The sequence below is a fragment of the Microbulbifer variabilis genome (assembly GCF_023716485.1).
In the GTDB taxonomy this organism is placed as follows: Bacteria; Pseudomonadota; Gammaproteobacteria; order Pseudomonadales; family Cellvibrionaceae; genus Microbulbifer; species Microbulbifer variabilis_B.
Map to the genome: position 1 here is coordinate 612,287 of NZ_CP092418.1, position 24,014 is coordinate 636,300.

Genomic DNA, 24,014 nt, shown 5'->3' on the forward strand with positions numbered 1-24,014 from the left:
GCTGCCACCTTGAAATTAAAAAAGCCCCATTTTATGGGGCTTTTTTAATGGGTGCTGGTTTACGACATCTGGCCTTCTCGTATCTAGGGATAGGACGATACTCCGAGCTTGCTAGACATTTCTCTCCACGGCAAAGCTAGCTAGTTGTTGTAGTGCGGTTTTTTGATCACTCTCGGGTAGGAAATCCAACTGAGCTTTGGCATCCTCCACGGCAGCGCGGGCCCGCTCCATGGTGTAATCCAGTGCTCCGCAGGCCTCAATAGCCTCGACAATTTCTACCAGTTTTGCTGCACTGCGCTGTTCAATCGCCTCCTTTACCAGAGCCACCTGGTTTTGGCTGCCATTGGCCATGGTGTAGATCAGGGGAAGTGTGGGCTTGCCCTCCGCAAGATCGTCGCCGACATTTTTGCCTAGTTCTTCCGGGTTGCCTCGATAATCCAGGGCGTCATCCACCAGCTGGAATGCGAGGCCTAAATGGCGTCCATACAGTTTCAGGGCATTTTGTTCCTCGGCGGAACAGTCGGCCAAAACGGCGGCGGTCTCACAGGCCGCTTCGAACAACGCTCCGGTTTTCTTGTAAATTACACTGAAGTAGTTTTCTTCGCTGACCTCTGGGTCGCCGGCGTTTACCAGCTGCTGTACTTCACCTTCGGCAATGGTATTGGTGGTATCAGAAAGGATTGCCATGATGCGCATGTCCTGTAGGGCAATCATCATCTGGAAGGCACGGGAGTATAGAAAGTCTCCCACCAGGACGCTGGGTGCATTGCCCCATTTGGCATTGGCGGTAAGGCGGCCGCGGCGCATATCGGAGGTGTCCACCACATCATCGTGTAGCAGGGTGGCGGTGTGGATAAATTCGATAATGGTGGCCAGATCAATATGGCCCTCATCTTGGTAGTTGCAGGCCCTGGCACATAGCAGCACCAGCAGGGGTCGCAGGCGTTTGCCGCCGGCCTCAACCAAGTAGTGGCCTATATTTTCCACCAGGGGGACATCCGAGTGCAGTTGGTCGAGAATACGCTGGTTGACCGCGGCAAAGTCTTCGGCGGCGACCCGGTGAAAAGGCAGCATTTGAGAGTTCCTTAATACGACTAGACAGGCGCCCCCGAAGGCTCGGGCGGCAGAGGGCCGCTATTGTATCAACCCGGCGAATTGATTAGAATCTGCGCCCCGTCGATTGCGGGCTCCGCGGCTTTACTGTTGCTGGTGCCGCCGGCGAAATAGATGTTAAACAACACGGCGCAAGCTCCCGAAATGCGGAGCAGTGACTCGACAGTCCTCCCGCTGCTTCGTGTCGTCCATACCGGAGCATAGAAATATGTACGCTGTTATTGAGAGCGGTGGTAAGCAACACCGTGTAGAAGAAGGCGAAGTACTTCGCCTGGAAAAGCTGGAAGTAGCTACTGGCGAAACCATCGATTTCGACAAAGTGCTGATGGTCGTTGATGGCGACAAAATCAACATCGGCGCTCCCGTTGTAGACGGCGCTAAAGTATCTGCTGAAGTGGTAAGCCACGGCCGCGGCGAGAAAGTGAAGATCATCAAATTCCGCCGTCGTAAGCACTCCATGAAGCGCCAGGGCCACCGTCAGTGGTACACCGAAGTTAAAATCACTGGCATCAAGGCATAAGAGAGGAGTAACGACTCATGGCACATAAGAAAGCTGGCGGTAGTACGCGAAATGGTCGCGATTCCGAGAGTAAACGCCTGGGCGTGAAGCGCTTTGGCGGCCAAGCTGTAGCGGCAGGCAACATCATCGTTCGTCAACGTGGCACCAAGTTCCACGCTGGTGTTAACGTTGGTATGGGCAAAGATCACACCCTGTTCGCCACTGCGGACGGCGTTGTGAAGTTTGAAGTTAAAGGCCCCAACAACCGCAAGTTCGTTTCTATCGAAACTGCTTAAGCGGTCGCAAGCCCTAGCTTCATAAAAAGCCCCGCTATTGCGGGGCTTTTTTGTTGGGGCAGCCCTAATAGAGGGTGGTGGGAAGTTGGGGCGGCAGATGCCTGCGAGTGGCGGCTTGTCGGCTGGTATGATGAATATGATGGTAGGTGTGTGTATGTGCGCACCGGATGAGACAACCGCTGTGGCGGTGGAGTGATTATGAAGTTTGTCGATGAGGCGCCCATATTTGTGCAGGCGGGTAAAGGCGGCAATGGCTGCCTGAGTTTCCGCAGGGAAAAGTTTGTAGAGAAGGGTGGTCCGGACGGCGGTGACGGCGGTGATGGCGGTTCCGTCTACCTGGAGGCCGATGATTCCCTCAACACTCTGGTAGATTACCGCTACCAGCCCCGTTACGCCGCTGAGAGCGGCCAGCCTGGCCGCGGGCGTAACTGTACTGGGGCCAAAGGGGAAGACCTTGTTCTTAAAGTGCCTGTGGGCACCACAGTAATCGATGTGGATACCGGTGAAGCTGTTGGTGACATGACCCGAGCCGGTGAGCGTCTGCTGGTCGCCCAGGGGGGCTTTCACGGTTTGGGTAATACGCGCTTTAAATCGAGTACTAACCGAGCCCCTCGCCAGACCACCAATGGTAGCGAGGGTGAGCTTCGCAGCCTGAAGTTGGAGTTGAAGGTGCTTGCAGATGTGGGGATGTTGGGGCTGCCCAATGCTGGCAAGTCCACGTTTATTCGGGCGGTATCGGCGGCCAAGCCCAAGGTTGCCAACTATCCCTTCACGACCTTGGTGCCAAACCTAGGCGTGGTACAGGTACAGCGGCATCGCAGTTTTGTGATTGCCGATATTCCGGGTTTGATTGAGGGGGCGGCTGAAGGGGCAGGCCTGGGTATTCGTTTCCTCAAGCATTTGACTCGCTGCCGGGTGCTCCTGCATTTGGTAGACCTGGCGCCATTTGATAGTTCGGACCCAGTGGAGAACGCCCGCGCTATCGAGCGTGAACTGGCTAGTTTTAGCGATACTCTGGCGGGTCGAGAGCGCTGGTTGGTACTGAATAAGACTGACCTGGTGCCTGCTGCTGAACTGGAAGAGCGCTGTCAGTCGGTTGTGGATGCGCTGGGCTGGAAAGGGCCGGTGTTCCGGGTGGCGGCTATTCGCGGTGAGGGTACGGATGTGCTTAGCGGCCGCTTGATGGATTACCTGGAGGAGCGCCAAGAGCAGGAGAATCGCGATCCGGAATTGGCTGAGGCTGAACTGGAGGCGCAGCGTCAGATGCAGCGCGAAGCCCGCGAGCGTATCGAGGAGCTTCGGGATAGCCATCGCGCCAAACGCAGGGCTGCCAAGGGGCATGTCGATGATGACGAAGACTGGGATGATGACGATCACGATGTCGATATTGAGTATCGCTCCTGAATCGTATGTTTCCGGTGGCAAATCTGTGCTGCCGCGCAGAATTTCTGTCAGCTCGGCCCTTTACCGGCAATGTGATGATAATTCGATAGGCCCCTAGGGGCCGGTGTCCAGGGAGGAAGTATGGGCTCCGTATCAGTGTCCCGTAGAGGACTTTCTAAGGGGCAGCGCTGGGTGGTAAAAATTGGCAGTGCCCTGCTTACTGATAACGGTCGCGGCGTCAATAATTCGGCGATCTGCGCCTGGGTGGCACAGATCGCCGAATTGCGCCAGCAGGGTGTTGAAGTGGTGTTGGTTTCTTCTGGGGCAGTAGCCGCGGGTATGGATCGTCTCGGCTGGAACCGCAGGCCGGAGTCGATCCATCAGTTGCAGGCCGCAGCTGCGATAGGGCAGAGCCATTTGGTGCAGGTCTATGAGCAGGCTTTCGGTCTCTTCGATATACGCAGCGCGCAGATTTTGTTGGATCATGATGATCTCTCCAACCGCACTCGTTACCTCAATGCGCGCAGTACATTGCGAACACTACTCTCATTGGGAGCTGTGCCGATCGTCAATGAAAACGATACCGTCGTAACCGATGAAATACGTTTCGGTGATAACGACACCTTGGCGGCGTTGGTGGCTAACCTTGTCGAGGCGGATGCCTTGTTGATTTTGACTGATGCCGATGGGCTCTTTACCGAAGACCCTCGCGATAACCCCGATGCGGAGCTTGTTGGTGAGGCCTCGGCGCTGGATCCGAGGCTACTGGGGATGGCGGGGGACTCCCGCAGTGGTCTGGGACGAGGAGGTATGACCACCAAAGTGCGCGCGGCACAACTGGCGGCTCGTTCCGGTGCCTGCACTGTGATTGCTGGGGGTGCCAGAGAGGGAGTGGTAACGCGGGTATGGAGGGGCGAGGATTTGGGAACTCTCCTGCTTCCGGAGGCGGACCCCTTGGCGGCGAGGAAGCGCTGGCTAGCTGGGCAGCTACAGGTGCGCGGTAGTCTCACCCTCGATAGTGGTGCTGAGAGGGCATTGCGCGATGGTGGTAAGAGTTTGCTATCGGTGGGGGTGACTGCGGTGCAGGGGCGTTTTCACCGGGGAGACTTGGTTTCCTGTCTTGATGGTGCGGGTCATGAGATCGCCCGTGGTCTTGTAAATTATGACAGCAGCGAGAGTGCCAGGATTCTCGGGCAGTCATCGGAGCGCTTTGTTGAGTTGCTCGGCTATCGTGATGACGATGAGTTGATACACAGAGATAATCTTATCTTGCTCTAGCAGAAGCGCTGGCTTTCAGACATAAAAAAACCCCGCATTGCGGGGTTTTTTGTGTCTGCTACCTAAAGAATTAGGCGGCGAGAGTTTTAACCTGAGCGTTCAGGCGGCTCTTATGACGAGCGGCTTTATTCTTGTGAATAATACCTTTGTCTGCCATGCGGTCGATAACGGGAACCGCTTCTGCGTATGCAGTTTTTGCTTTTTCAGCGTCGCCTGCATCGATGGCCGCAACTACCTTCTTAATGTAGGTGCGCACCATGGAGCGCAGACTGGCGTTATGCATGCGGCGCTTGTCGTTCTGGCGCGCGCGTTTCTTCGCTTGAGGTGAGTTGGCCACCGGTTGCTCCTGTCTGGAATCTATAAATCTGTAACTAACAGGCCCTGGGGCCCGATCGGGACGCGACATTATCCCCACAGCTGGTTGTTTGTCAACCATCTGGGCAGATAGCTTGCGCTTTGTCTGCCTGTGCTGGTGCGTGATTAGCGGGTCGGCAGTTTTAGGTTGAACTCCACACCGCTATTATCTGTGCGATTTCGAGCCTCCAAACGGGCTCGGTGAAAGTCAGCAATCAATTTAGCGATATGCAATCCAAGGCCCAAATGCCCAGCGTTGTCACCTTCCTTACGCACAGATACCAGGGAATCGAACAGCTTGTGTGCATAGCCATTGGGTAGCAATGGACCGTCGTTACTCACACTAATTAGGTAGCCGTCCTTTTCGTTGTAGACTGCAAGCTGAATCTCACTGTGCTTTGGGGCGAAACTACAGGCATTGTCTACCAGCTTATCTAAAAGCTGTGCCAGTAGCTCCGGCGCGCCCTCACAGCGAAGCTCTCCATTTGGCTTTTTCAGAGAAAATTGGTGGCGGGGGTGGGCGTCGCCATAGCACTGCACCATAACTTCCAGCAGGTCCGCCAAGTCAAAGCGCTCGCGCTCTGCCTGATGAATGCTGGCTTCCAGGTTGCTGGCCGCAGAGAGGCTGTTGAGGATGCCGGATAGGCGGGCACTGCCATCCAGTGCGCGTTCGGCATAGCGGCGGCTGTCTTCATCCAGTTTGCCGGTGGAGAGGTTATCGAGTGAAGAGCGCACCACCGCGAGAGGCGTGCGCAACTCGTGGGACAATTTACTGGCGAGGGTTCGCAGGTATTGGTGATACTGATCTAGCTCGCCCAGCAGACTGGCAAAGGCACGGTTAAGTGCACCCAGTTCGTCTCTGGCAGAGGAGAGGGGAAAGTTGCCACGCAATTTGCCACTGCTGTCGACCGCATTGCGCGCAGCGCGGTGCAGCTTGCGAATGCGCCAAGATAGCCAGCTGGCGTAGCCGAGCAAAAACAGCAGTGCGGTTGCTGCTGCCGCACAGCTAATCAACCATAACCTGTGTGCGGCGCTATCGGTCATCGACTGCATAGCCTCAGCGGACTGCAACACAAGCACTCGTCCCAGTAGAGGCCTTTCTACGACTTCGTCAGCCCGAGTTATCACGGGCACACTGACTGCTCCTATACGCGACTGTAGTGGCCCGCCAAACCACTGCTCGGCTGTATCACGTCCAATGCCACTGCTTAGCGGCAGTTCATTTTGGGGTAGCTTTGGTAGCTCTTCCCTGGCAAGCAGTTTGCGATAAATCCAACTGCGCAGCCAGGGCCGCGGTGTGCTCTGCTCCTCAATGGCCACCTGTGATTGGTCGTTACTGGCGAGCAGGAATCCCTCGCTGTCTACGACTGCCAAGCGCAGGTCTGGGCGGGCAAAGTGGTCCAATTCCGCCTGCAGCTTGGGCAGTAGGGCAACTAAGTGCCCTGGCAGGCCATCGGCGGGAAGGGTGCTGGCACTGTGAACTGGTGGGGAACCGTTGCTACTGGTGCGGTCGAGTATTTGAATGGACAGGCTGTCACGTGTGAGTGTGTAGGGAAGGCTGAGCTCTAGTTGATACCCCTTCGGTGAAGTGGTCCAGCGCCCGCGCAGGCGCAATTCGCGTTGGTAGTTGCCTTCGCGTGGATTGTACCAAAAGGCCTCGACAGGCCCCCGGATCGCCACTGGCAACAGGTAATGGCGCCCATTGGTAAACAGTTCAACGGTATCCCCTCCGGCGAGCAGATTTGTGCGAGGGTCCCGGTAGGCTGGGGTCTCATCACTTACTGTTAGCAGTAGGTAGATCTGATCAGCATACTGCCCGAGTGTGATCCGGGCCTGGGGCATGTGCTGCTCATTGAGCAGTTCTCGGGGAGTAAGCTCCCAGGGACGCCAATCGTCCCCGTAACCATCTACAACTGGAGGGTGGGAGAGGGGGTTTAAGTAGAGCTGGCTGCCAGGCGGTCTAGCATGGCGTGCGGGATCGGGAGCGATTAACTCTGGTGCGCTGGCCAGGCGCGCGGCAATTGCAGCAGCTGTGGCCTCAAGGGCCTGTAGTTGGCCCTGCGCCAGTGCCGCATCCACCTGACGGAGATACTGACACCCAGCCCAGGGCAGGGCCAGCGCCACAAGGCTCACCAATAGGAGTTGTCGGCGAAGTTTCATCTACGGGTCCCCGAAAAGCTGTAGACCGGCTGCTATGTTGCCGAGGCAATCAGAGCTGCCAGCGATAGCCCATGCCATAGGCTGTACCTATAGCGTTGAATTCATTATCCAGGGCCTGAAATTTTTTGCGGATTCTCTTTACGTGGGAGGTGATGGTGTTGTCATCCAGAACTACCCGAGCGGCCTCCATCAACTGACTGCGGGACTTCACATGCCCGGGGCGCTTGGCTAGAGCGTGGACAATCCAGAATTCAGTGACAGTGAGATCAACTACCCTTCCGTCCCAGTGGCAATGCAACCGGGAAATATCCAATTCCAGCTTGCCCTGGGTTAGGCTTTCCCCTTCATCGCTCTGGTCGCGCAGTACGCTGACCCGTCGCAGCAGCGCATTGATACGCGCCTGCATATGGGGCAGGGAGATATCCTTAGTGAGATAGTCGTCTGCGCCGAGGCGTAGTCCCGAAATAATATCCAGTTCGGAATCTCTGGCGGTGAGAAACAGGATTGGCAGACTGGGGGCCATGGCGCGCAGCTCTCTGCAAAGCTCAAAACCGCCTTCCACTTCACTGCCGAGCCCGACGTCGATTACCGCCAGGTCTGGCAGTCGCTGCCGGAAAGCTTCCATGGCCTCAATTCTTGCGCTGTAGAGATCGACTCGATAACCGCTGCGGCGCAATGCATCGCGGTAATTTTCGGCGATGGCGCGCTCGTCTTCGACAATAGCGATAGTTGCACTCATGGCTGATTCCGGCTGCTTCCTTTGTGGCGGAGAATCATGCACGAAATAGCAGCTTATTGGCAAAAAGGCGGGCGCAAATGGCCCGCAAGCACAACAGGGTTTCTTTCACGGAGGAGAGTTTGTGGCCATATTTTTAATCAGTCCACAGGCGCAATAGCGATTTGAAGTCACCTTGCGCAGCCGAGAGGATTTGTAGTCCATCACGGCTGTTTAGCAGTTGTTAGAAGTGTCCGGCCATGGATTCCGGTAAGGAAAAGCGGATATCTACACGGCGCTCCATGGCGTAGGCGTCGACATCGCCCTTGGGGGCCTCCGAGTAGGTGGAGCCCATAGCGCGGCGGCTGATGCGGGAGGCGTCAATGCCCAGGGAGATCAGTGCCTGTTCAACACTTAGGGCACGTTGGTCAGAGAGCACGTTGTTGTAACCATCGCTGCCCCGTGGGTCCGCGTGTCCCTCTAGTTGTATTTGCAGGTGGGGATGGCGTTTCAGGAAGTCTGCCATGGCATTCAGCTGTTGAAGCTGGGTGGTCTGGAGTTCGTCTTCTCCGGTGGTGAATAGCATCTGGAACTGTAATGAATCCAGTGCCACTTGGCTGGCATCATTCGCGGACAGTCGAGCCGCATCCAGTTGCTGTGCCAGGTTGCTGAGCTCTGCACGGCTCTCTGTCAATTGTGTTGCCAGCATATCAGCCTCTTCTGCTTGCTTGACCTGTTCGCCGAGCCAGGCTCCACCGATTGCGCCGGCGATAAACCCGACAGGGCCCCCTACAGCGGCACCGGCAACGGCTGCCGTGGTAAAGACCGTGGCCTGCTTGGCCGGGGTCAGTTTTGATTCGTTGAGTTCATTCGCCTGGGTACCAGAGGCGATCAGGGAAGTCAGGGCTGCAACCATTAATGTTTTTTTCATTGCTTACTCTCCTTGGGGGCTTTCTTCTTACTCGGTGGGGCTGTGTGTGGCCCGTTTGAGTGCTATTAAAAAGCTCCAAGGAGGCACTGGCGTGGCGCAGTGGTGGCAAATCGCTGCGCAATTGTGGCGAAAGATGGCAACCGGTGTGTCCTGTTATTTCAGGCGGTGGTAGCGCCGGTCGCGGGGCGAATCTACGCGGACACGCACACGCTGGGGGCGGGGGCCACGCATTATCGCAATGTAAAGCACAATCGCCAGTGCCAGGGCAATAATCAAAGCGTTAATGGTCATCCTGTCTTCTCCCCGCGCCACCGATTCCGTGGGACGCGTCACTAATTCACAGCTAGTATAGGCTCGTGGGCTCCAGGTCGTAGGAGCATTAAGATATCCATCCCTCAATGACTTTTGTGGAATTGCGGTAGACTTGCCGGCCAGCAGATATCGCCCAAATCCAGGAGTCACAGCGTTGCCCCAGTCGCCGCCCACCCAAGACCAGCCCGTCGAAAAAACCGGTACATCCAGACTCCTGCGCGGCAGCTCGGTGGTGGGGGCCGCAACGATGTTGTCCCGGGTTGCCGGCCTGGCCAGGGATATGGCCCTGGCGCGCTTTGCCGGGGCTGGGGATGCCGCCGATGCTTTTTTCGTGGCGTTTAAAATCCCTAACTTTTTCCGCCGCTTGTTTGCTGAGGGCGCCTTTGCCCAAGCATTTGTGCCGGTGTTGGCGGAGTACCGCCAAAAGGGGGGCATTGCTGCAGCACGAGAGCTCAATGATCGCGTCGCGGGAGCACTCGGCGGTGTTTTGTTGTTGGTTACTTTATTTGGCGTATTGTGCGCGCCTCTGGTGACAGGGATCTTTGCATTTGGCTGGTGGTGGGATGGGAGCGAAAGGGAAAAGTTTGAGCTCGCCACCGGCATGCTGCAAATTACCTTCCCCTACCTGATGTTGATCTCCCTGGCGGGTTTCACCGGCGCTATTCTGAACAGCTTTGATCGCTTTGCGATCCCGGCACTGACGCCAATTATGTTGAATCTGGTGTTGATTGGTGCGGCAACTATAGGTACGGCTTGGTTCGATCCGGAGATACTGGCCTTGGCTTGGGGTGTGCTTTTGGCCGGAGTGGTGCAATTGCTGTTTCAGCTGCCTTTTCTGGCGCGTGAGGGGTTATTGCCAAGGCCCAAGTGGGATTGGAGCCACCCGGGGGTGCGCAAAATTCTGCGCCTGATGGCTCCGGCAATTTTTGGAGTATCGGTCACTCAAATCAGTTTGGTATTGGATACGCTGCTGGCTTCATTCCTGCCCAGTGGCAGTGTCTCCTGGTTGTATTTTTCCGATCGCCTGACCGAATTACCGCTAGGGGTGTTTGGTGTGGCTGTGGCAACGGTGATATTGCCGAGCTTGTCTCGTCTGCACAGCGATGGAGACCCGCGCCGCTTTCGCCATACCCTCGACTGGGCGCTGCGCAGCGTTACCCTTATCTCCCTGCCTGCGGCGGTAGCCCTTGTGGTATTAGCTGAGCCGCTGTTGACCACGCTATTCCAATACGGCCAGATGCAGCCCAGAGATATGCAGATGGCGGCCTGGTCCCTACGAGCTTACGCCTTGGGGTTGTTGGCTTTTATGTTGATCAAAGTGCTAGCGCCGGGCTATTTTGCCCGTCAGGATACCTATACACCGGTGCGTTTCGGCTTGATCGCAATTTCGGCCAAGATGGTGCTGAGCCTTCTGTTTGTTATCCCGCTGAATCATTATTTTAAACTCGGCCATATGGGACTGGCGCTGGCTACCGCCTGCCAGGCGGCAATCAACGCCTGGTTACTGTACAAGGGTTTGCGCCGGGATGACGTTTACATGCCTGAGGCTGGTTGGGGGCGATTCCTATTGCGGTTGATAGCGGCGAATTTGGCGATGGTCGCTGTGCTGATGGGGCTCCTTCACGTCTGGGAAAGTTGGAGTGCCTGGGGCTGGTTTGAACGGGCCTGGCGTATGGGTGTAATAGTAGCCGCAGGGGGCTTGGCCTACCTGTTTACCCTGTTTGTGTCAGGCCTGCGCCCACGTCACTTCCGCGCCACCAGTTAACTTTGAACAGAAGCCAATATGGCATGAATTGTATGCGGCCAGTCGCTACTGGCCGCCCTGTGGGAATCCGCTATACTGTGCGGCTCGATTTTATGAGGATGGGAAGATCGTTTTGGCCCAGGAACGCGAACTAATTCGCGGGTTGCACAACCTGCGCCCCCGCCACCGAGGATGCGTGGCAACGATCGGCTCGTTCGACGGCGTACATTTTGGTCATCAGGCGATCATTGCCCAGTTGCAACAGCGTGCGCTTGAGCAGGGCCTTCCTTCGGTAGCCATTATATTTGAACCCCAGCCCCACGAGTTCTTCTCTGGCGAGCAGGCTCCCGCGAGGCTGATGCGTTTTAAGGAAAAAGTGCTGGCGCTGTTCGATGTGGGTGTGGAGCGAGTCTTGTGCCTGCAGTTTAACGATACCCTGCGCGGCCTCAGTGCTGAGGCATTTATCCAGCGGATACTGCTTGATGGCCTGGGCATTCGCCATCTGGTGGTGGGCGATGATTTTCGTTTTGGCTGCGACCGCAGTGGAGACTATAGCCTCCTGCAAACGATGGGCGCCCAGCATGGCTTTACCGTGGAAGATACCGCGACTATGGAGATACGCGGCTCCAGGGTGAGCAGTACCCGTATTCGCGAAGCCCTGCAGGGTGGTGATTTTGAGCTGGCTGAAACCCTCTTGGGGCGGCCCTACAAGATTACCGGCAGGGTGGCGCCTGGGCGCTCACTCGGTCGTCAGCTGGGTGCGCCCACGGCCAATGTGCGCCTGCAGCGTTACCGCTCCCCGCTAGTTGGCGTTTATACGGTGCGCACCACTGCCACAGATGGTTCTGAGCTTGCTACGGGGCGCCAAGACATAGATGGCGTGGCCAATGTGGGATTTCGTCCCACTGTAGAGGGCGAGGGCGCGCGCCCCCTGCTGGAGGTGAACCTGTTTGATTTCAATGGCAATCTCTATGGGCGAGAGCTCGCCGTGGAGTTCTGCCACAAGTTGCGCAACGAGGAGAAGTTTGCCTCGTTGGATATTCTCAAGGCTCGTATCGCCGAAGATATTGAAAATGCCCGGCAGTGGTTTAAACAAAATCCTAGACCGCACCAATAAACTGAGACGACCTAATTTATTTTTCTACTAGAGCTGAAGTAGACACCCAATGACTGATTATAAAGCGACCCTGAATCTGCCTGAGACCGATTTTCCCATGCGCGGCAATTTGCCGCAGCGTGAGCCGGCAATTCTGAAAAAATGGCAGGACAACAAGCTCTACGAAAAAATTCGCGAGGCGCGTGCCGGGTGCGAGCAATTTATCCTGCACGACGGCCCTCCCTATGCGAATGGCGATATTCATATTGGTCACTCAGTTAACAAGATTCTCAAAGACATCATTATCAAGTCGAAAACCCTGAGTGGTTTCGATGCTCCCTACGTACCTGGCTGGGACTGCCACGGCCTGCCGATTGAGCACCGCGTAGAGAAGAAAGTTGGCAAAGCTGGCAGCAAGGTGGACCACAAGACTTTCCGTCAGAAGTGCCGTGAATATGCCGCCAAGCAGGTGGATGGGCAGAAGAAAGATTTTGTACGCCTGGGAGTGTTTGGCGAATGGGACAACCCCTACCGCACCATGGATTTCCAGTTTGAGGGCGATATTATTCGCGCCCTCGGCCGTGTGGTGAAAAATGGCCATCTTGCACGCGGCTTCAAACCGGTCTACTGGAGTGTGGTGGGTGGTTCTGCGCTGGCGGAAGCGGAAGTGGAGTATCAAGATAAAGTCTCCTATTCCATTGACGTTTGCTACCCGGTGAGTGAAGAGGCGGACCTGGCCATAGCCGATGCCTCTGGTGGCCACGCCGGAGAAGGCCCACTGTCGGTGGTGATCTGGACTACAACACCCTGGACCTTGCCTTCGAGCCAAGCGGTCTCCGTAAACGGTGAACTGGAATATGTGGTGGTGCAGGCAGGCAAGCGCCGCCTGTTGATCGCAGAAGCCTTAAAGGATGCAGTACTGGCCCGCGCAGGCTTCGAAGGAGAAGTTGTGGGTCGCATTCGCGGCGCGGCTCTGGAGCACTTGAAAGTGCATCACCCCTTCTACGACAAGTTGCTGCCCATTGTCCTGGGTGATCATGTCACTACCGATGCTGGAACCGGCTGTGTACATACAGCCCCAGACCACGGTCCGGACGATTTCCTGGTAGGCAAACGTTACGGTATCGAGACCCTCAATTACATTGATAATAATGGTGTTTATCGCGACAGCGTGCCGCTATTTGCTGGCGAGCATGTCTACAAAGTAGACGACAAGATTGTTGCATTACTTGAGGAACGCGGTGTGCTGCTGCATAAGGGCAAGCTGGAGCACAGCTACCCGCATTGCTGGCGAACAAAGACACCGCTGATCTACCGTGCGACTCCTCAGTGGTTTATCAGCATGCGGCAAAATGACCTGCTGGATCAGGCGCAAAAAGCCGCCGATGACGTATTGTGGATCCCCGGCTGGGGTAAGGCACGAATCGACTCCATGCTCAATGGCAGCCCGGACTGGTGTATTTCCCGCCAGCGCACCTGGGGGGTGCCTATCGCTTTGTTCGTGAACAAAGAGACCCACGAGCTGCATCCGGAATCTCCTGCGTTGATGGATAAAGTGGCGGCCCTGGTTGACGAAAAGGGTATGGATGTCTGGTTTGATCTGGATGCTCGGGATCTTCTGGGTGATGAGGCGGAACATTACGAGAAGGTTACCGACACCCTCGATGTCTGGTTCGACTCAGGTGTGACCCATTACGCGGTGTTGGAGCGCCGCGCAGGGCTGCGCTTCCCCGCCGATCTATATCTGGAAGGGTCCGACCAGCATCGCGGCTGGTTCCAATCTTCCCTGAAGACTTCTATCGCCATTAATGGTTGCGCGCCTTATAGACAGGTACTCACCCACGGTTTCACCGTGGATGCGCAGGGGCGCAAGATGTCGAAGTCTATTGGCAATACCGTTGCTCCCCTGGATGTAATTAATAAGTTGGGTGCAGATGTACTGCGCCTGTGGGTATCGGCCACCGACTTCAGTGGTGAAATGGCCGTTTCCGACGAAATCCTTAAACGCACCGCCGATTCTTATCGCCGCCTACGCAATACCGCCCGTTTCTTCCTATCTAATCTGGCCGGTTTCGATCCGCAAAAAGACCTGTTGCCGGAGGAAGAGTTGCTGGCACTAGATCGCTGGGCGCTGGATAAGGCTGCACACCTGCAGGATGAGATCCTGGCAGCCTACGATAATTACCAGTTCCACCAGATTTACCAGAAACTGCATAACTTCTGCGTGGTTGAAATGGGTGGTTTCTACCTGGATATCATCAAGGACCGCCAGTACACCACCAAGGAAGATAGTGTCGCGCGTCGCTCTGCACAGAGCGCGCTCTACCATATTGTGCAGGCATTTGTGCGCTGGATTGCCCCAATCCTCAGCTTCACTGCGGAAGAGTTGTGGCAGTTTATTCCTGGTAATAATGCCGATAGCGTGTTTATCGAAGAGTGGTATCCGCTGCCCAAACTGTCAGCCGAAGCTGATAAAGGTGCGGACTATTGGGCTGTAATGGCCGAAGTGAAAACGGCGGTAAACAAGGTATTGGAGGAGCAGCGCGCTGCTGGAGCAATTGGTGGGTCTCTGCAGGCGGCAGTTACTCTGTATGCCAATGATGATCTGCGCGAGAAATTGCTCGAGTTGGAGAATGAACTGCGTTTTGTATTGATTTGCTCTTCCACTTCAGTGCAGCCTCTCAGCGATGCGGCGGGTGCTGAAAGCACCGAGCTTGAAGGTCTTAAAATTGGTGTGAGCAAAGTGGATCACCCCAAATGTGAGCGTTGCTGGCACTATCGTGCAGATGTGGGTGAAAACAGTGATTACCCAGATATTTGCGGCCGCTGTGTAGAGAATGTGGCTGGTGACGGCGAGGTAAGGCGCTATGCCTAAGACTAATCTGCTATTCGGCCACCCCTGGCGCTGGTATTGGCTGGCACTGGCTGTGGTGGTTCTGGATGTTGCCACTAAAGTCTGGGCTGTGGGCGAATTTATGTACGGCCCATCGGTGCAAATTATTCCGGGCTTTCTGCAGTTCACCTATGCGGAAAACTACGGTGCAGCTTTCAGCTTCCTGTCTGATGCGGGTGGTTGGCAGCGCTGGTTTTTTGGTGTGATCGCAATGGTGTTTAGCATTGTTGTGATTATCTGGTTGTGGCGTTTGCCAGCGCTAAAGCGCTGGGAGCCCTGTGCCCTGGCCCTGATTTTGGGTGGTGCTCTCGGAAATCTGTGGGATCGCATTCTGCTGGGATATGTGCGGGACTTTATTTCCGTGTACTACGGCAGTTGGCATTTCCCAGTGTTTAATGTGGCGGATATGGGTATCAGTATCGGCGCGGCCATGCTGGTTATAGAGTTGCTTTTCTTTGCAGAAAAAGACGGCGACAAGACAAAAAATAACGCGGAAGTTTAACGAACCATGAGTAATAGCGTTATCGGCGAGCACAGCCGCGTAACTCTGCACTTCAGCCTTAAGCTGGATGACGGTACCGAGGTGGACTCCACTTTCAAAGGCGATCCCGCTTCTTTTAGTGTGGGGGATGGCAGCCTGCTGCCAGGCTTTGAAAAAGCCCTCTTCGGTCTCAAAGCTGGCGATGAGGCGGAAATCGAAATCCCCCCTGAGCTGGGCTTCGGTCAGCGTAATCCGGCCAATATGCAAAAGGTGCGCCGCGACAGCTTCGCTCCGGATATTGAACTGGAGCCTGGCTTGGTAGTTTCCTTTGATAATGGAAGTGGTGAATTACCCGGTGTAGTTCGCGAGATTGAGGAAGATGAAGTAACCGTTGACTTCAACCACCCCCTGGCAGGGCAGACACTGAGCTTCCACGTAAAAATTATCGCAGTGGATTCGATTCAATAAGGGCAATTTTTCACCCGTTGAATAGATTATCGAAAGAGTGCTGAAGTAAAAATGCAAATCCGACTGGCTAATCCCCGTGGCTTCTGTGCCGGTGTCGACCGCGCGATTGATATTGTTAACCGTGCCTTAGATGTCTTTGGTGCGCCCATCTATGTACGTCACGAGGTGGTACATAATAAGTTTGTGGTGGAAAGCCTGCGCGAACGCGGTGCCGTGTTTGTGGACGAGCTGTCGGAAGTGCCCGATGATGTTATCGTTATTTTCAGTGCCCACGGTGTATCCAAAGCTGTGCAAAGGGAAGCAGAAGATCGCAACCTGCGTGTATTCGATGCCACCTGCCCACTGGTTACCAAGGTGCATATCGAAGTCAGCAAATTCAGCAGTGATGGCGCCGAGTGCATACTAATCGGCCACGCCGGACACCCGGAAGTAGAGGGCACTATGGGTCAGTATGATGGCACTGCTGGTGGTGCTATCTACTTGGTCGAAGACGAGGAGGATGTGGCCAAGCTAAAGGTGAATGACGAGAATAATCTCGCATATGTTACCCAGACCACCTTATCCATGGACGATACTGCCCGGGTAATCGATGCCTTGCGACAGCGCTTTCCCAACATCCGCGGTCCGCGCAAGGATGATATCTGCTACGCCACCCAAAACCGCCAGGACGCTGTCCGCCAACTTTCTCTGGAGAGCGACCTGGTGTTGGTTGTGGGCAGCCCTAATAGCTCCAACTCCAACCGCCTGCGTGAACTGGCCGAGCGCTGTGGTGCCGATGCCAAATTAATCGACGGCGCTGTTGATATTGATGCCGATTGGCTCACAGGCAAAAAATCCATTGGCATCACCGCCGGTGCCTCGGCTCCAGAGGTACTGGTGCAAGAGGTGATTGGCAAATTGCAACGGCTTGGTGCCACAGTGCCAGAAGAGATGGATGGGCGTGAGGAAAATATTCGCTTTTCTTTGCCCAAGGAGCTGCGCTAGCGCCTTTCTAAATGTTGATAATTGCAACTTCTTTACTAGGGGCAGTTGCCGATATCCGCCTTTTCAATCCGCATTCGCCCACTTCTAGATAGGATTAGAGCCTGTGCGGCCTGAACTTCCTGAGCGCAGACATGTAGTGTTCCAGCCTGGAATGCCCCCATTGGCGAGCCTGTTTTCCGGCTTTCACCTGAGCTTATAAAAGAAATATAGTCCTTTACTGGCGAGTTAGGTGTTATTTGCACTTCCTTCAGGGCTTCTCTTTTGAGAATTAAGTGTTCATCGTTACTGCGTAAACCGTCATTATCAGGATCCAGAAAAATCTCCCAGCCTAACTCCCAACTTCCGAGGTTTCTCATGGTTACTCTTTGATTGTGGGTAATAGCATTTGTACGAGTCAATTGAACAGCATTAAACAGCTCTTCGGTTACTGCTTTTAGGCGAGTCTCTTGAATCATTGGAATAAAGCTTGATGTTGCGATCAGCACTAGTACTGCCAATACATTGAGTACTATCAGTAATTCAAGCAATGTGAACCCTTGTTTATTCTTCATACATATCTCTACTCTTTGAAGTAGTTCCCCTAATGAAGACCATTAAGCCCTCAGAAAAAGCCGCTTGTCGGTCGCTAATAGAGATAAGAAAGTGAGAATGCTAAATTGTTAACTATACCGTTGGGTGACTTTTAACTGCTAGATGTTTGGCGGATGAGTGAACGTAAGTTATGAGTAAATTGAGGAAATAATGCATCGTAAGCGATTTATAAGTACTCATGGGAAAAAGCGGACTCAAAGCGGCTTTACTTTAATTGAGTTGTTGGTAGCTATGACAGTATTCGCGATTGTAGTTTCGGTCGCTATCCCAAGCTTTACAGATATGATTAATAATTACAGGTCATCTGCATTAGCCGATGATTTTATTAATGCGCTTCATTATTCTCGTAGTGAGGCGGTAAAGCGCGGTACTAATGTATCAATTTGTGCAAGTAGTAATGGCTCTAGTTGTGCAGGAGAAAATAAATGGTCTGATGGTTGGATAGTTTTTGTTGATGGAGCCTTGACAGAAAAGGCTATTGACCCTGTTGTTGATAGTGTTTTGCGCAGTTGGGATTTTAAGGGTGAGGAAGCTGTTATTGGTGTTACGCAAAATGCGGCAACAAAGTTTGTGCGGTTTACGGGTATGGGTACACTAGGTCGGTTTGTCCAGACGAATATCAGTGTAAAAACATCTGGCTGTACAGGAGATAGCGCAAATAATATTGTGCTCGCTAACTCCGGTGTTATTTCAATATCTAAAACAAGCTGTGAATAATATGAAAAAATTTAATGCACAGTATGGTGTTGGTTTAATTGAAGTGATGGTAACCGTATTGATCTTATCAACATCTTTACTTGGTTTGGCCGCACTACAGAGCAGGGCACTTCAGTACAATCATAGTGCCTACATGCGATCTCAAGCAAATATCCTTGCTTACGATTTATTAGATCGAATGAGAGCGAGCCGTGGCAGATTAGCTGATTATAATTTAGGTATTAATGATGCTCCTCCGATGGCAAGTGGTAATCAGGCACAATCTGACCTGATCGAGTGGCGACAAGCTCTTAATGAGCTATTACCAGAGGGCTCTGGTGGTATTTCATGTGATACAAATAATGTTTGTACTGTGGTCATCCAATGGGCTGAACATGATGCCACTGGATCAGATGGTAATGCGGATAAAAGTAACTTCCAGTATATGACGAGAATTTAGAGGGATGTATATGCGTGAACAATCGGGGATCTCCCTGGTGGAACTTATGGTATCAATTACCGTAGGTCTAGTGCTTCTAGCTGGTGTCACCCAACTATTTTTATCGAGTAACCTAACTTTTAGTACGCAAAATGCAATGTCGCGAGTTCAGGAAACTGGGCGTTTGGCGATAGAGTTTTTGAGTGAAGATATTCGAATGGCTGGCTATGTTGGATGTGCAAACCCTTCGCGTCATTCAGGTAGCGGAGATATGAAAAATTTCCTTAATGACAGCGACTTGATTAGTTATCGATATGATGTTGCTGTAGAAGGTGAGGATTCTTCCAAGGATGTCGCTGGATTTCCAAATGCCGCACTGGCAGGCACTGATGCGATTTTAATTCGTAGTGCCTTTGGTAGTGGCGTTGGAGTAGCTGATATGAGTAATCCGACCCAGATATTTGTAGAGAATACTGGGGTGGAAAGTGGAGAGTGTGATGAAGGTAAAGATAAATATAGTGGATTTTGTGAAGGTGATATCGTTGTAGTATCAAGTTGTAGCTATGTGAGAGTTTTTCAGGCAACCGGTTTTGTTGGTGCCAGCACCAGTGAAACTATTGGAATACAACATTCGGATATTGCCTCCTTTGAGCCAGGTAACAAAGTAGCAGTTTGGGGCGCTGAGACTACTGACGGACATAATTCTTTTGGAAAAGATGCTCAAGTAATTAATTTGGAATCAACTTTTTACTATATTGCCAATGGAACTTCCGGGCGCCCTAGCTTATTTAGGGAAGTAAATGGAGAGCAACAAGAGTTGCTCGAAGGTGTTGAAGATATGCAGATCACTTATGGTTTGGATATCAATGATGATGATGTTATTGATGCCTATCAAACGGCAGAAAAAATCGGTTCTATTCTTGATTGGAAGAAAGTTTCAACTGTTCGCTTAGATTTGCTAGTGGCTAGTATTGAAGACAGTGTTTTACAAGAAGCCCAGCCATACACTTTTGACGGTAAAGTTATAAATAACCCAGGGGATCGTCGTCTTCGGCAGGTGTTTACCAGTGTTGTAACGATAAGAAGCCGTGTGCCCTAATTATAATAAGGTCTCCTATGTATAAAGAAATCAGTACTTTCAAGCAGGAGCGAGGAGCCACTTTGTTAGTTGGCTTGGTCATGTTGTTGCTAATGACATTTATTGGCCTTGCGGCTATCCGTGGGAGTGGTATGCAGGAACTTATGGCAGGCAATATGCGGGATCGTCAATTGGCGTTTCAGGCCGCAGAGTCTGCTCTTCGAGTTGCTGAAGAAAATATAATAACTGAGCTTAATAAACCTATTAGTACAATTTTTGATGGCGATACTGTTGGATACGGTGATGAGTTAGATGGTTCGAAAAATAGTGGATTCTGGCTGGATTTTAGCTGGTCTGGTGTGTCGGTAAAGGCTGATCTTGATCTAGAGAGTATAGCCAGCCAGCCAATTTATATTGTGGAGAAGGTGACGACTGAAGCAAGTAATACAGGTGAAACTGGAGGTGCTATTGATCTTGAGTCTGTGGATAAAGGTGTCCCTCCCAATTATTACCGAATAACCAGTAGAGGTGTCGGCGGTACTGAAAATACGGTTGTGATTTTGCAATCTACTATGAAAGATTGAGTAGTGATGAGAAAAATAGCTATGTCATTTATATCTAGAAAAATTAAAAGTTTCTCTGCTGTAATTGCCGCATCACTAACGCTTGGAATTGCCCATAGTGCTGCGTCCCTAACGCTATCTCAACAGCCTTTATTTTTAAAGCAGGGTACTGATCCGAATATTATGTTTGTTCTTGATGACTCAGGTTCAATGCAGTTCGAGGTTACTCCTTCTGAAGTGGCTAATTACTTTAATAAGCTGGATCGGGTCGTCTATGTTTTTCCAAATACGGAAACAAATAGTTCCTCTGTAAAATTTGTACCCTGTCCATATGCAGATGGGAATACATCAAGTTGTGATTACTGGGCTAATGGTGATCAGGCGATTCCTAGATTTGAAGCTGATAATAAGTGGGCGGCTTATTTCCGTTCCGCTTATAATAATAAGACTTATTATAATCCAGAAATTCGTTACGAACCGTGGTCGAAAGAGGATGGATCTCTTTGGCCGGCGGCAAATCCGGAGGCGGCTTACCATAACCCTGCAAATACTTCAAAAGGTTGGAGAAATCTAACGGTTGATAATTATCAGCGTGCAAAGTGCTGGCTATGGGATTCTGCGAATAAGAACTCCCATAAAAGTGATGCTTGTGGTAATGGCTATTTGTATTTTTATCCGGCTACTTACTTCCAATATAGCGGTAATGGTAGTCTTTTTGATTCGTCAAACTATACCCGCAAAGAGATTCGATCCGGCCTAACTTTCCCTCGTAGCGAAGATCGAACGGATTGTAAACTATCGACTACTTCTTGTAGTTATGAGGAGGAGATCCAGAATTTTGCTAATTGGTATTCATATTACCGTTCCCGGGTATTACTTTCCCGTGCTGGAATTGGCAAAGCATTTTCTTCTCAAACAGAAGGTCTCAGAGTGGGTTTTGGAACCCTAAATAAAGGAACCAGCAATGTAGATCAGGTTAGTACGGGTACCATTATTAGTGGTGTACGCGCTTTTTCTGGAGATGATCGTGAAGATTTTTTTGAAAATCTTTACGGTGTAGATATTCCTCAGGCAGGTACTCCACTCTTAAGTGCCTTAAAGCGAGTTGGTGACTATTACAGTCGAACGGATAGGAATGGTCCTTGGGCAGGGGAACCTGGAACTAATGACTCCAGTGCTCAAGTTGCGTGTAGGGCGAGCTATACCATTTTGATGACAGATGGTTATGGTAATGATTACAGCAGTATATCTAGCTTTGGTAATGTAGATGGTAATGATGGAAATCCATTTCAGGATTCTCGTTCGAATACTCTTGCAGATATAGCCAGGTACTACTGGGAAAATGATTTACATGGCAGTCTCGATAATAAAGTCGATAGTGGGGAAGCTGATCCGGCAGACTGGCAACATATGGTAACCTTTGGTGTAGGTTTAGGAGTGACAGGTAGTGTTGACTCTGATACCGCTTTTAATGCTATTGAATCTGGTGCGGCAATTTCCTGGCCAAACCCTAATAATAGTGATGCGGCAAAGCTAGATGATTTACTCCACGCTGGGGTTAACAGCAGGGGTGGGTTTTACAATGCAGCAAATGCGACTGTATTTGCATCTCAGCTTTCCGATCTACTTACCAGAATAAATGAGAGAGAGGCTTCCTCTTCATCTGTTGCAGCCAATTCAACGAGGTTGAGCACAGACAGTGCAATCTTTCAGGCTATTTTCAACTCGGGTGACTGGAGTGGCGAAATAAAATCTATTAGGCTGGAGAGTGATGGAACACTTTCTGATACGACTCTTTGGAGTACCTCAACAGCGGGAAAAATTCCAACGAATAATCGAGATATCATAACTTTTGATGGTTCAGATACAGTTAATTTTTCTTGGTCAAATTTAACCAGTAGTCAGAAGGCTGCCTTAATTAGTACTGACGATGAAGATTTGGCAAAGCAAAGATTGAATTGGGTACGTGGTGAAGACGTCGATGGTCTACGTGACAGGGCTGTTTTACTAGGGGATGTTGTAAATGCAAGCCCTGTATTGGCGAGTAATAAAGATCAAAAATTTAAAACACTTCCAGACAATCTTGGGGGGGATAGCTATCAGGACTACCTTGAAGGTCGAAAAAATAACCGCAGTGAAATTCTCTATGTAAGTTCGAATGATGGCATGCTGCATGCCTTTGACTCGTCTGATGGATCAGAAAAGTTTGCATATGTTCCCAGTGCTATATATTCAAAATTAAAGAATGTTGCAGCGCTGGATTATGGTACTGAGGATAACCCGCATCAATATCTTGTTGATGGTCCTTTGTTTGTCAGTGATGCCTACTTTGCCAAGAATAAAAGTGGTAGCCCAAAGTGGATGAATGTTCTCGTTGGAACTTATGGCGCAGGGGCTAAAGGATTATTTGCCTTAGATATTACTGATCCTGAGAATCCTGACATACTATTTGAGATTGATGGTTCTAATCCTGATATTGGCAATATTCTTGGGCGACCAATAATTGCCCCTACAGAGGATGGTTGGAAAGTTATATTTGGTAATGGTTATAATTCAGCCAGTGATAAAGCTAAGTTGCTAGTGATTGATTTAGCTGACCCAGCTGATATCCAGGTAATTGCCACAAATACTAATACGGATAATGGATTGGCCGGTCCCTCATTACTGATTGACTCAAATAGAGTGGTGCATGCTGCTTATGCTGGGGACTTGATGGGTAATATGTGGAAGTTCGACATTTCCGGCAGCAAATGGCAGTTAGCTTTTTCAGGTAATGCTCCCTTATTTACTGCCAGGGACCCAAATGGAAAGGTTCAACCAATAACTTCTACCCCGGTACTTGGTTCTAATGCGGAAGTAGACGGGGCGATTATGGTTTACTTTGGTACAGGGAAATATGTAAGCCAAACAGATCAAACCGCTGGCAGCATTATTCATAGTTTTTATGGAATAGTGGATAAAGGGGTGGTTTTGTCAGGCACCGACCGTTCTGATTTGATGCAAAAAAGCATAGTTGAAACTGGTAATTCTAGGAGCGTTACCAACGATGGGGACACTAGTTGGTGGCCGACAAAAAGTGGATGGTATTTGGATTTTAATTCTACTGGTTCTTCAATAAGCGGAGAGAGAGTAATTAGTAAACCCCTGCTGATTAATGACCGCTTGATTTTCCCAACTTTGATCCCTTCGGATGATCCTTGTGTTGCCGGTGCCTCAGGCTGGATTATGGAATTAGTAGCATTGGGTGATCCTAGATTTTCTGGAGAGTCGATCATTGGTGGATCTAAAAAAGTTGACGAGGCTATTATCGGTTTTTCCGATGTAATTATTGCGGGAAGAAAAATTATTGCTCCATACATAGATGTTGGTGGAAATGCTGGAACTACTGGCGGTTTTCGGATTGGGGGTATTGAAAGGATCTCTTGGAGACGGATACGTTAGGTGAAAGTAGCATATGAAAATGAATGTTAAAAAACTAAATTCAGGTTTTACTCTAGTGGAATTGATGGTTGTTGTTCTGATTATTGGGGTCATCAGTGCTGTAGCCATCCCCTCGTATATGGAAATGATAAGAGAGGGAAATCGAACTGATGCGCAAACCGTATTAAATGACGTTGCACATAGGTTACAGCGCTGCTTTACAACTTATAGCACTTACAATAATGATAATTGTGCCGTCGCAGCATCAATCACAGAGGGAAACAGTATTGAATCTGAAAAAGGTTACTACACAGTCACAGGTATTTTAGCGGCAGCAACTTTTGATCTTACTGCGCAACCTGTTGCAGGAAAGAGCCAAAGTAAAGACAGTGAATGCACTGCGCTAAAGTTGGATGAAGCAGGGGCTAGGACGGCAACTGGATCAAATACTTCAGAGTGCTGGTGAGACTCTTCTTTTTTACTCTTTACTTTGTTAATGGCTCAAAAGAGTGTCTAAGGG

The 24,014-nt window shown here is 51.3% G+C and carries 23 protein-coding genes; 16 read left to right on the forward strand and 7 right to left on the reverse strand.

All coding sequences use genetic code 11. The features are described 5' to 3' along the window. Positions 1-111: 111 nt before the first annotated feature. Positions 112-1,074 (reverse strand): octaprenyl diphosphate synthase, encoded by a 963-nt coding sequence (gene ispB / locus MJO52_RS02750; RefSeq protein ID WP_252084437.1) that lies wholly within the window; start codon positions 1,072-1,074, stop codon positions 112-114. 247 nt (positions 1,075-1,321) lie between these two features. On the opposite strand from ispB, the gene rplU reads away from it, so the two are divergent. From rplU to proB, 4 genes are all read left to right on the forward strand, one after another. After that, positions 1,322-1,633 carry a 50S ribosomal protein L21 gene (rplU, locus tag MJO52_RS02755; protein WP_252084438.1) on the forward strand — a complete coding sequence of 104 codons (312 nt, stop codon included), beginning with the start codon at positions 1,322-1,324 and terminating at the stop codon, positions 1,631-1,633. Positions 1,634-1,650: 17 nt separating this feature from the next. Further along, positions 1,651-1,908 (forward strand): 50S ribosomal protein L27, encoded by a 258-nt coding sequence (rpmA, locus tag MJO52_RS02760; RefSeq protein ID WP_067086922.1) that lies wholly within the window; start codon positions 1,651-1,653, stop codon positions 1,906-1,908. 198 nt (positions 1,909-2,106) lie between these two features. Next, a complete protein-coding gene (cgtA, locus tag MJO52_RS02765) occupies positions 2,107-3,312 on the forward strand; it encodes an Obg family GTPase CgtA (protein ID WP_252084439.1) in 1,206 nt (401 codons plus the stop codon). Positions 3,313-3,432: 120 nt separating this feature from the next. Then, positions 3,433-4,569: a glutamate 5-kinase gene (gene proB, locus MJO52_RS02770; RefSeq protein WP_252084440.1), complete on the forward strand. Its 1,137-nt coding sequence runs from the start codon at positions 3,433-3,435 to the stop codon at positions 4,567-4,569. Between the two features lie 70 nt (positions 4,570-4,639). On the opposite strand, the gene rpsT is transcribed toward proB, so the two are convergent. The 5 genes from rpsT to MJO52_RS02795 form a co-directional block, all read right to left on the reverse strand. Then, complete coding sequence (rpsT, locus tag MJO52_RS02775) at positions 4,640-4,906, reverse strand: 30S ribosomal protein S20 (protein WP_252084441.1); 267 nt, start codon at positions 4,904-4,906, stop codon at positions 4,640-4,642. Between the two features lie 143 nt (positions 4,907-5,049). Then, the gene (locus tag MJO52_RS02780) at positions 5,050-7,083 is read right to left on the reverse strand and encodes an ATP-binding protein (RefSeq protein ID WP_252084442.1); all 2,034 of its coding nucleotides are present in this window, start codon (positions 7,081-7,083) and stop codon (positions 5,050-5,052) included. Between the two features lie 49 nt (positions 7,084-7,132). Next, positions 7,133-7,822, reverse strand: a complete 690-nt coding sequence (pdsR, locus tag MJO52_RS02785) for a proteobacterial dedicated sortase system response regulator (RefSeq protein ID WP_252084443.1) — start codon at positions 7,820-7,822, stop codon at positions 7,133-7,135. 220 nt (positions 7,823-8,042) lie between these two features. Beyond that, positions 8,043-8,729 carry an OmpA family protein gene (locus tag MJO52_RS02790; RefSeq protein ID WP_252084444.1) on the reverse strand — a complete coding sequence of 229 codons (687 nt, stop codon included), beginning with the start codon at positions 8,727-8,729 and terminating at the stop codon, positions 8,043-8,045. A gap of 153 nt (positions 8,730-8,882) precedes the next feature. Next, complete coding sequence (locus MJO52_RS02795; protein ID WP_252084445.1) at positions 8,883-9,191, reverse strand: hypothetical protein; 309 nt, start codon at positions 9,189-9,191, stop codon at positions 8,883-8,885. 4 nt (positions 9,192-9,195) lie between these two features. On the opposite strand from MJO52_RS02795, the gene murJ reads away from it, so the two are divergent. From murJ to ispH, 6 genes are all read left to right on the forward strand, one after another. Then, on the forward strand, positions 9,196-10,806 hold the full coding sequence (gene murJ / locus MJO52_RS02800) for a murein biosynthesis integral membrane protein MurJ (RefSeq protein WP_286036999.1): 1,611 nt from the start codon (positions 9,196-9,198) through the stop codon (positions 10,804-10,806). A 112-nt stretch (positions 10,807-10,918) separates the two neighbouring features. After that, the gene (gene ribF / locus MJO52_RS02805; RefSeq protein ID WP_252084446.1) at positions 10,919-11,902 is read left to right on the forward strand and encodes a bifunctional riboflavin kinase/FAD synthetase; all 984 of its coding nucleotides are present in this window, start codon (positions 10,919-10,921) and stop codon (positions 11,900-11,902) included. Positions 11,903-11,951: 49 nt separating this feature from the next. Further along, positions 11,952-14,756, forward strand: coding sequence for an isoleucine--tRNA ligase (gene ileS, locus MJO52_RS02810; RefSeq protein WP_252084447.1), 2,805 nt, complete (start codon positions 11,952-11,954; stop codon positions 14,754-14,756). Next, positions 14,749-15,276: a signal peptidase II gene (gene lspA, locus MJO52_RS02815; protein ID WP_252084448.1), complete on the forward strand. Its 528-nt coding sequence runs from the start codon at positions 14,749-14,751 to the stop codon at positions 15,274-15,276. The genes ileS and lspA overlap by 8 nt, the downstream gene beginning before the upstream one ends. A gap of 6 nt (positions 15,277-15,282) precedes the next feature. Continuing rightward, positions 15,283-15,723, forward strand: a complete 441-nt coding sequence (locus MJO52_RS02820) for an FKBP-type peptidyl-prolyl cis-trans isomerase (protein ID WP_252084449.1) — start codon at positions 15,283-15,285, stop codon at positions 15,721-15,723. 51 nt (positions 15,724-15,774) lie between these two features. After that, positions 15,775-16,707, forward strand: coding sequence for a 4-hydroxy-3-methylbut-2-enyl diphosphate reductase (gene ispH, locus MJO52_RS02825; RefSeq protein WP_252084450.1), 933 nt, complete (start codon positions 15,775-15,777; stop codon positions 16,705-16,707). A 35-nt stretch (positions 16,708-16,742) separates the two neighbouring features. Here the strand turns inward: ispH and MJO52_RS02830 are convergent, their stop codons facing one another. Beyond that, complete coding sequence (locus tag MJO52_RS02830; RefSeq protein ID WP_252084451.1) at positions 16,743-17,258, reverse strand: GspH/FimT family pseudopilin; 516 nt, start codon at positions 17,256-17,258, stop codon at positions 16,743-16,745. Positions 17,259-17,448: 190 nt separating this feature from the next. Here MJO52_RS02830 and MJO52_RS02835 point away from each other — a divergent pair, with 190 nt between their 5' ends. From MJO52_RS02835 to MJO52_RS02860, 6 genes are read left to right on the forward strand one after another with little or no spacing between them, the layout of a single operon-like run. Continuing rightward, complete coding sequence (locus MJO52_RS02835) at positions 17,449-18,015, forward strand: GspH/FimT family pseudopilin (protein ID WP_252084452.1); 567 nt, start codon at positions 17,449-17,451, stop codon at positions 18,013-18,015. Between the two features lies 1 nt (position 18,016). Continuing rightward, the gene (gene pilV / locus MJO52_RS02840) at positions 18,017-18,454 is read left to right on the forward strand and encodes a type IV pilus modification protein PilV (protein WP_252084453.1); all 438 of its coding nucleotides are present in this window, start codon (positions 18,017-18,019) and stop codon (positions 18,452-18,454) included. A 10-nt stretch (positions 18,455-18,464) separates the two neighbouring features. After that, positions 18,465-19,532, forward strand: a complete 1,068-nt coding sequence (locus MJO52_RS02845; protein ID WP_252084454.1) for a PilW family protein — start codon at positions 18,465-18,467, stop codon at positions 19,530-19,532. A gap of 17 nt (positions 19,533-19,549) precedes the next feature. After that, positions 19,550-20,095, forward strand: a complete 546-nt coding sequence (locus MJO52_RS02850; protein WP_252084455.1) for a pilus assembly PilX family protein — start codon at positions 19,550-19,552, stop codon at positions 20,093-20,095. Between the two features lie 6 nt (positions 20,096-20,101). Then, on the forward strand, positions 20,102-23,515 hold the full coding sequence (locus tag MJO52_RS02855; RefSeq protein ID WP_252085956.1) for a pilus assembly protein: 3,414 nt from the start codon (positions 20,102-20,104) through the stop codon (positions 23,513-23,515). A 13-nt stretch (positions 23,516-23,528) separates the two neighbouring features. Further along, the gene (locus MJO52_RS02860) at positions 23,529-23,960 is read left to right on the forward strand and encodes a type IV pilin protein (RefSeq protein WP_252084456.1); all 432 of its coding nucleotides are present in this window, start codon (positions 23,529-23,531) and stop codon (positions 23,958-23,960) included. Positions 23,961-24,014 lie beyond the last annotated feature (54 nt).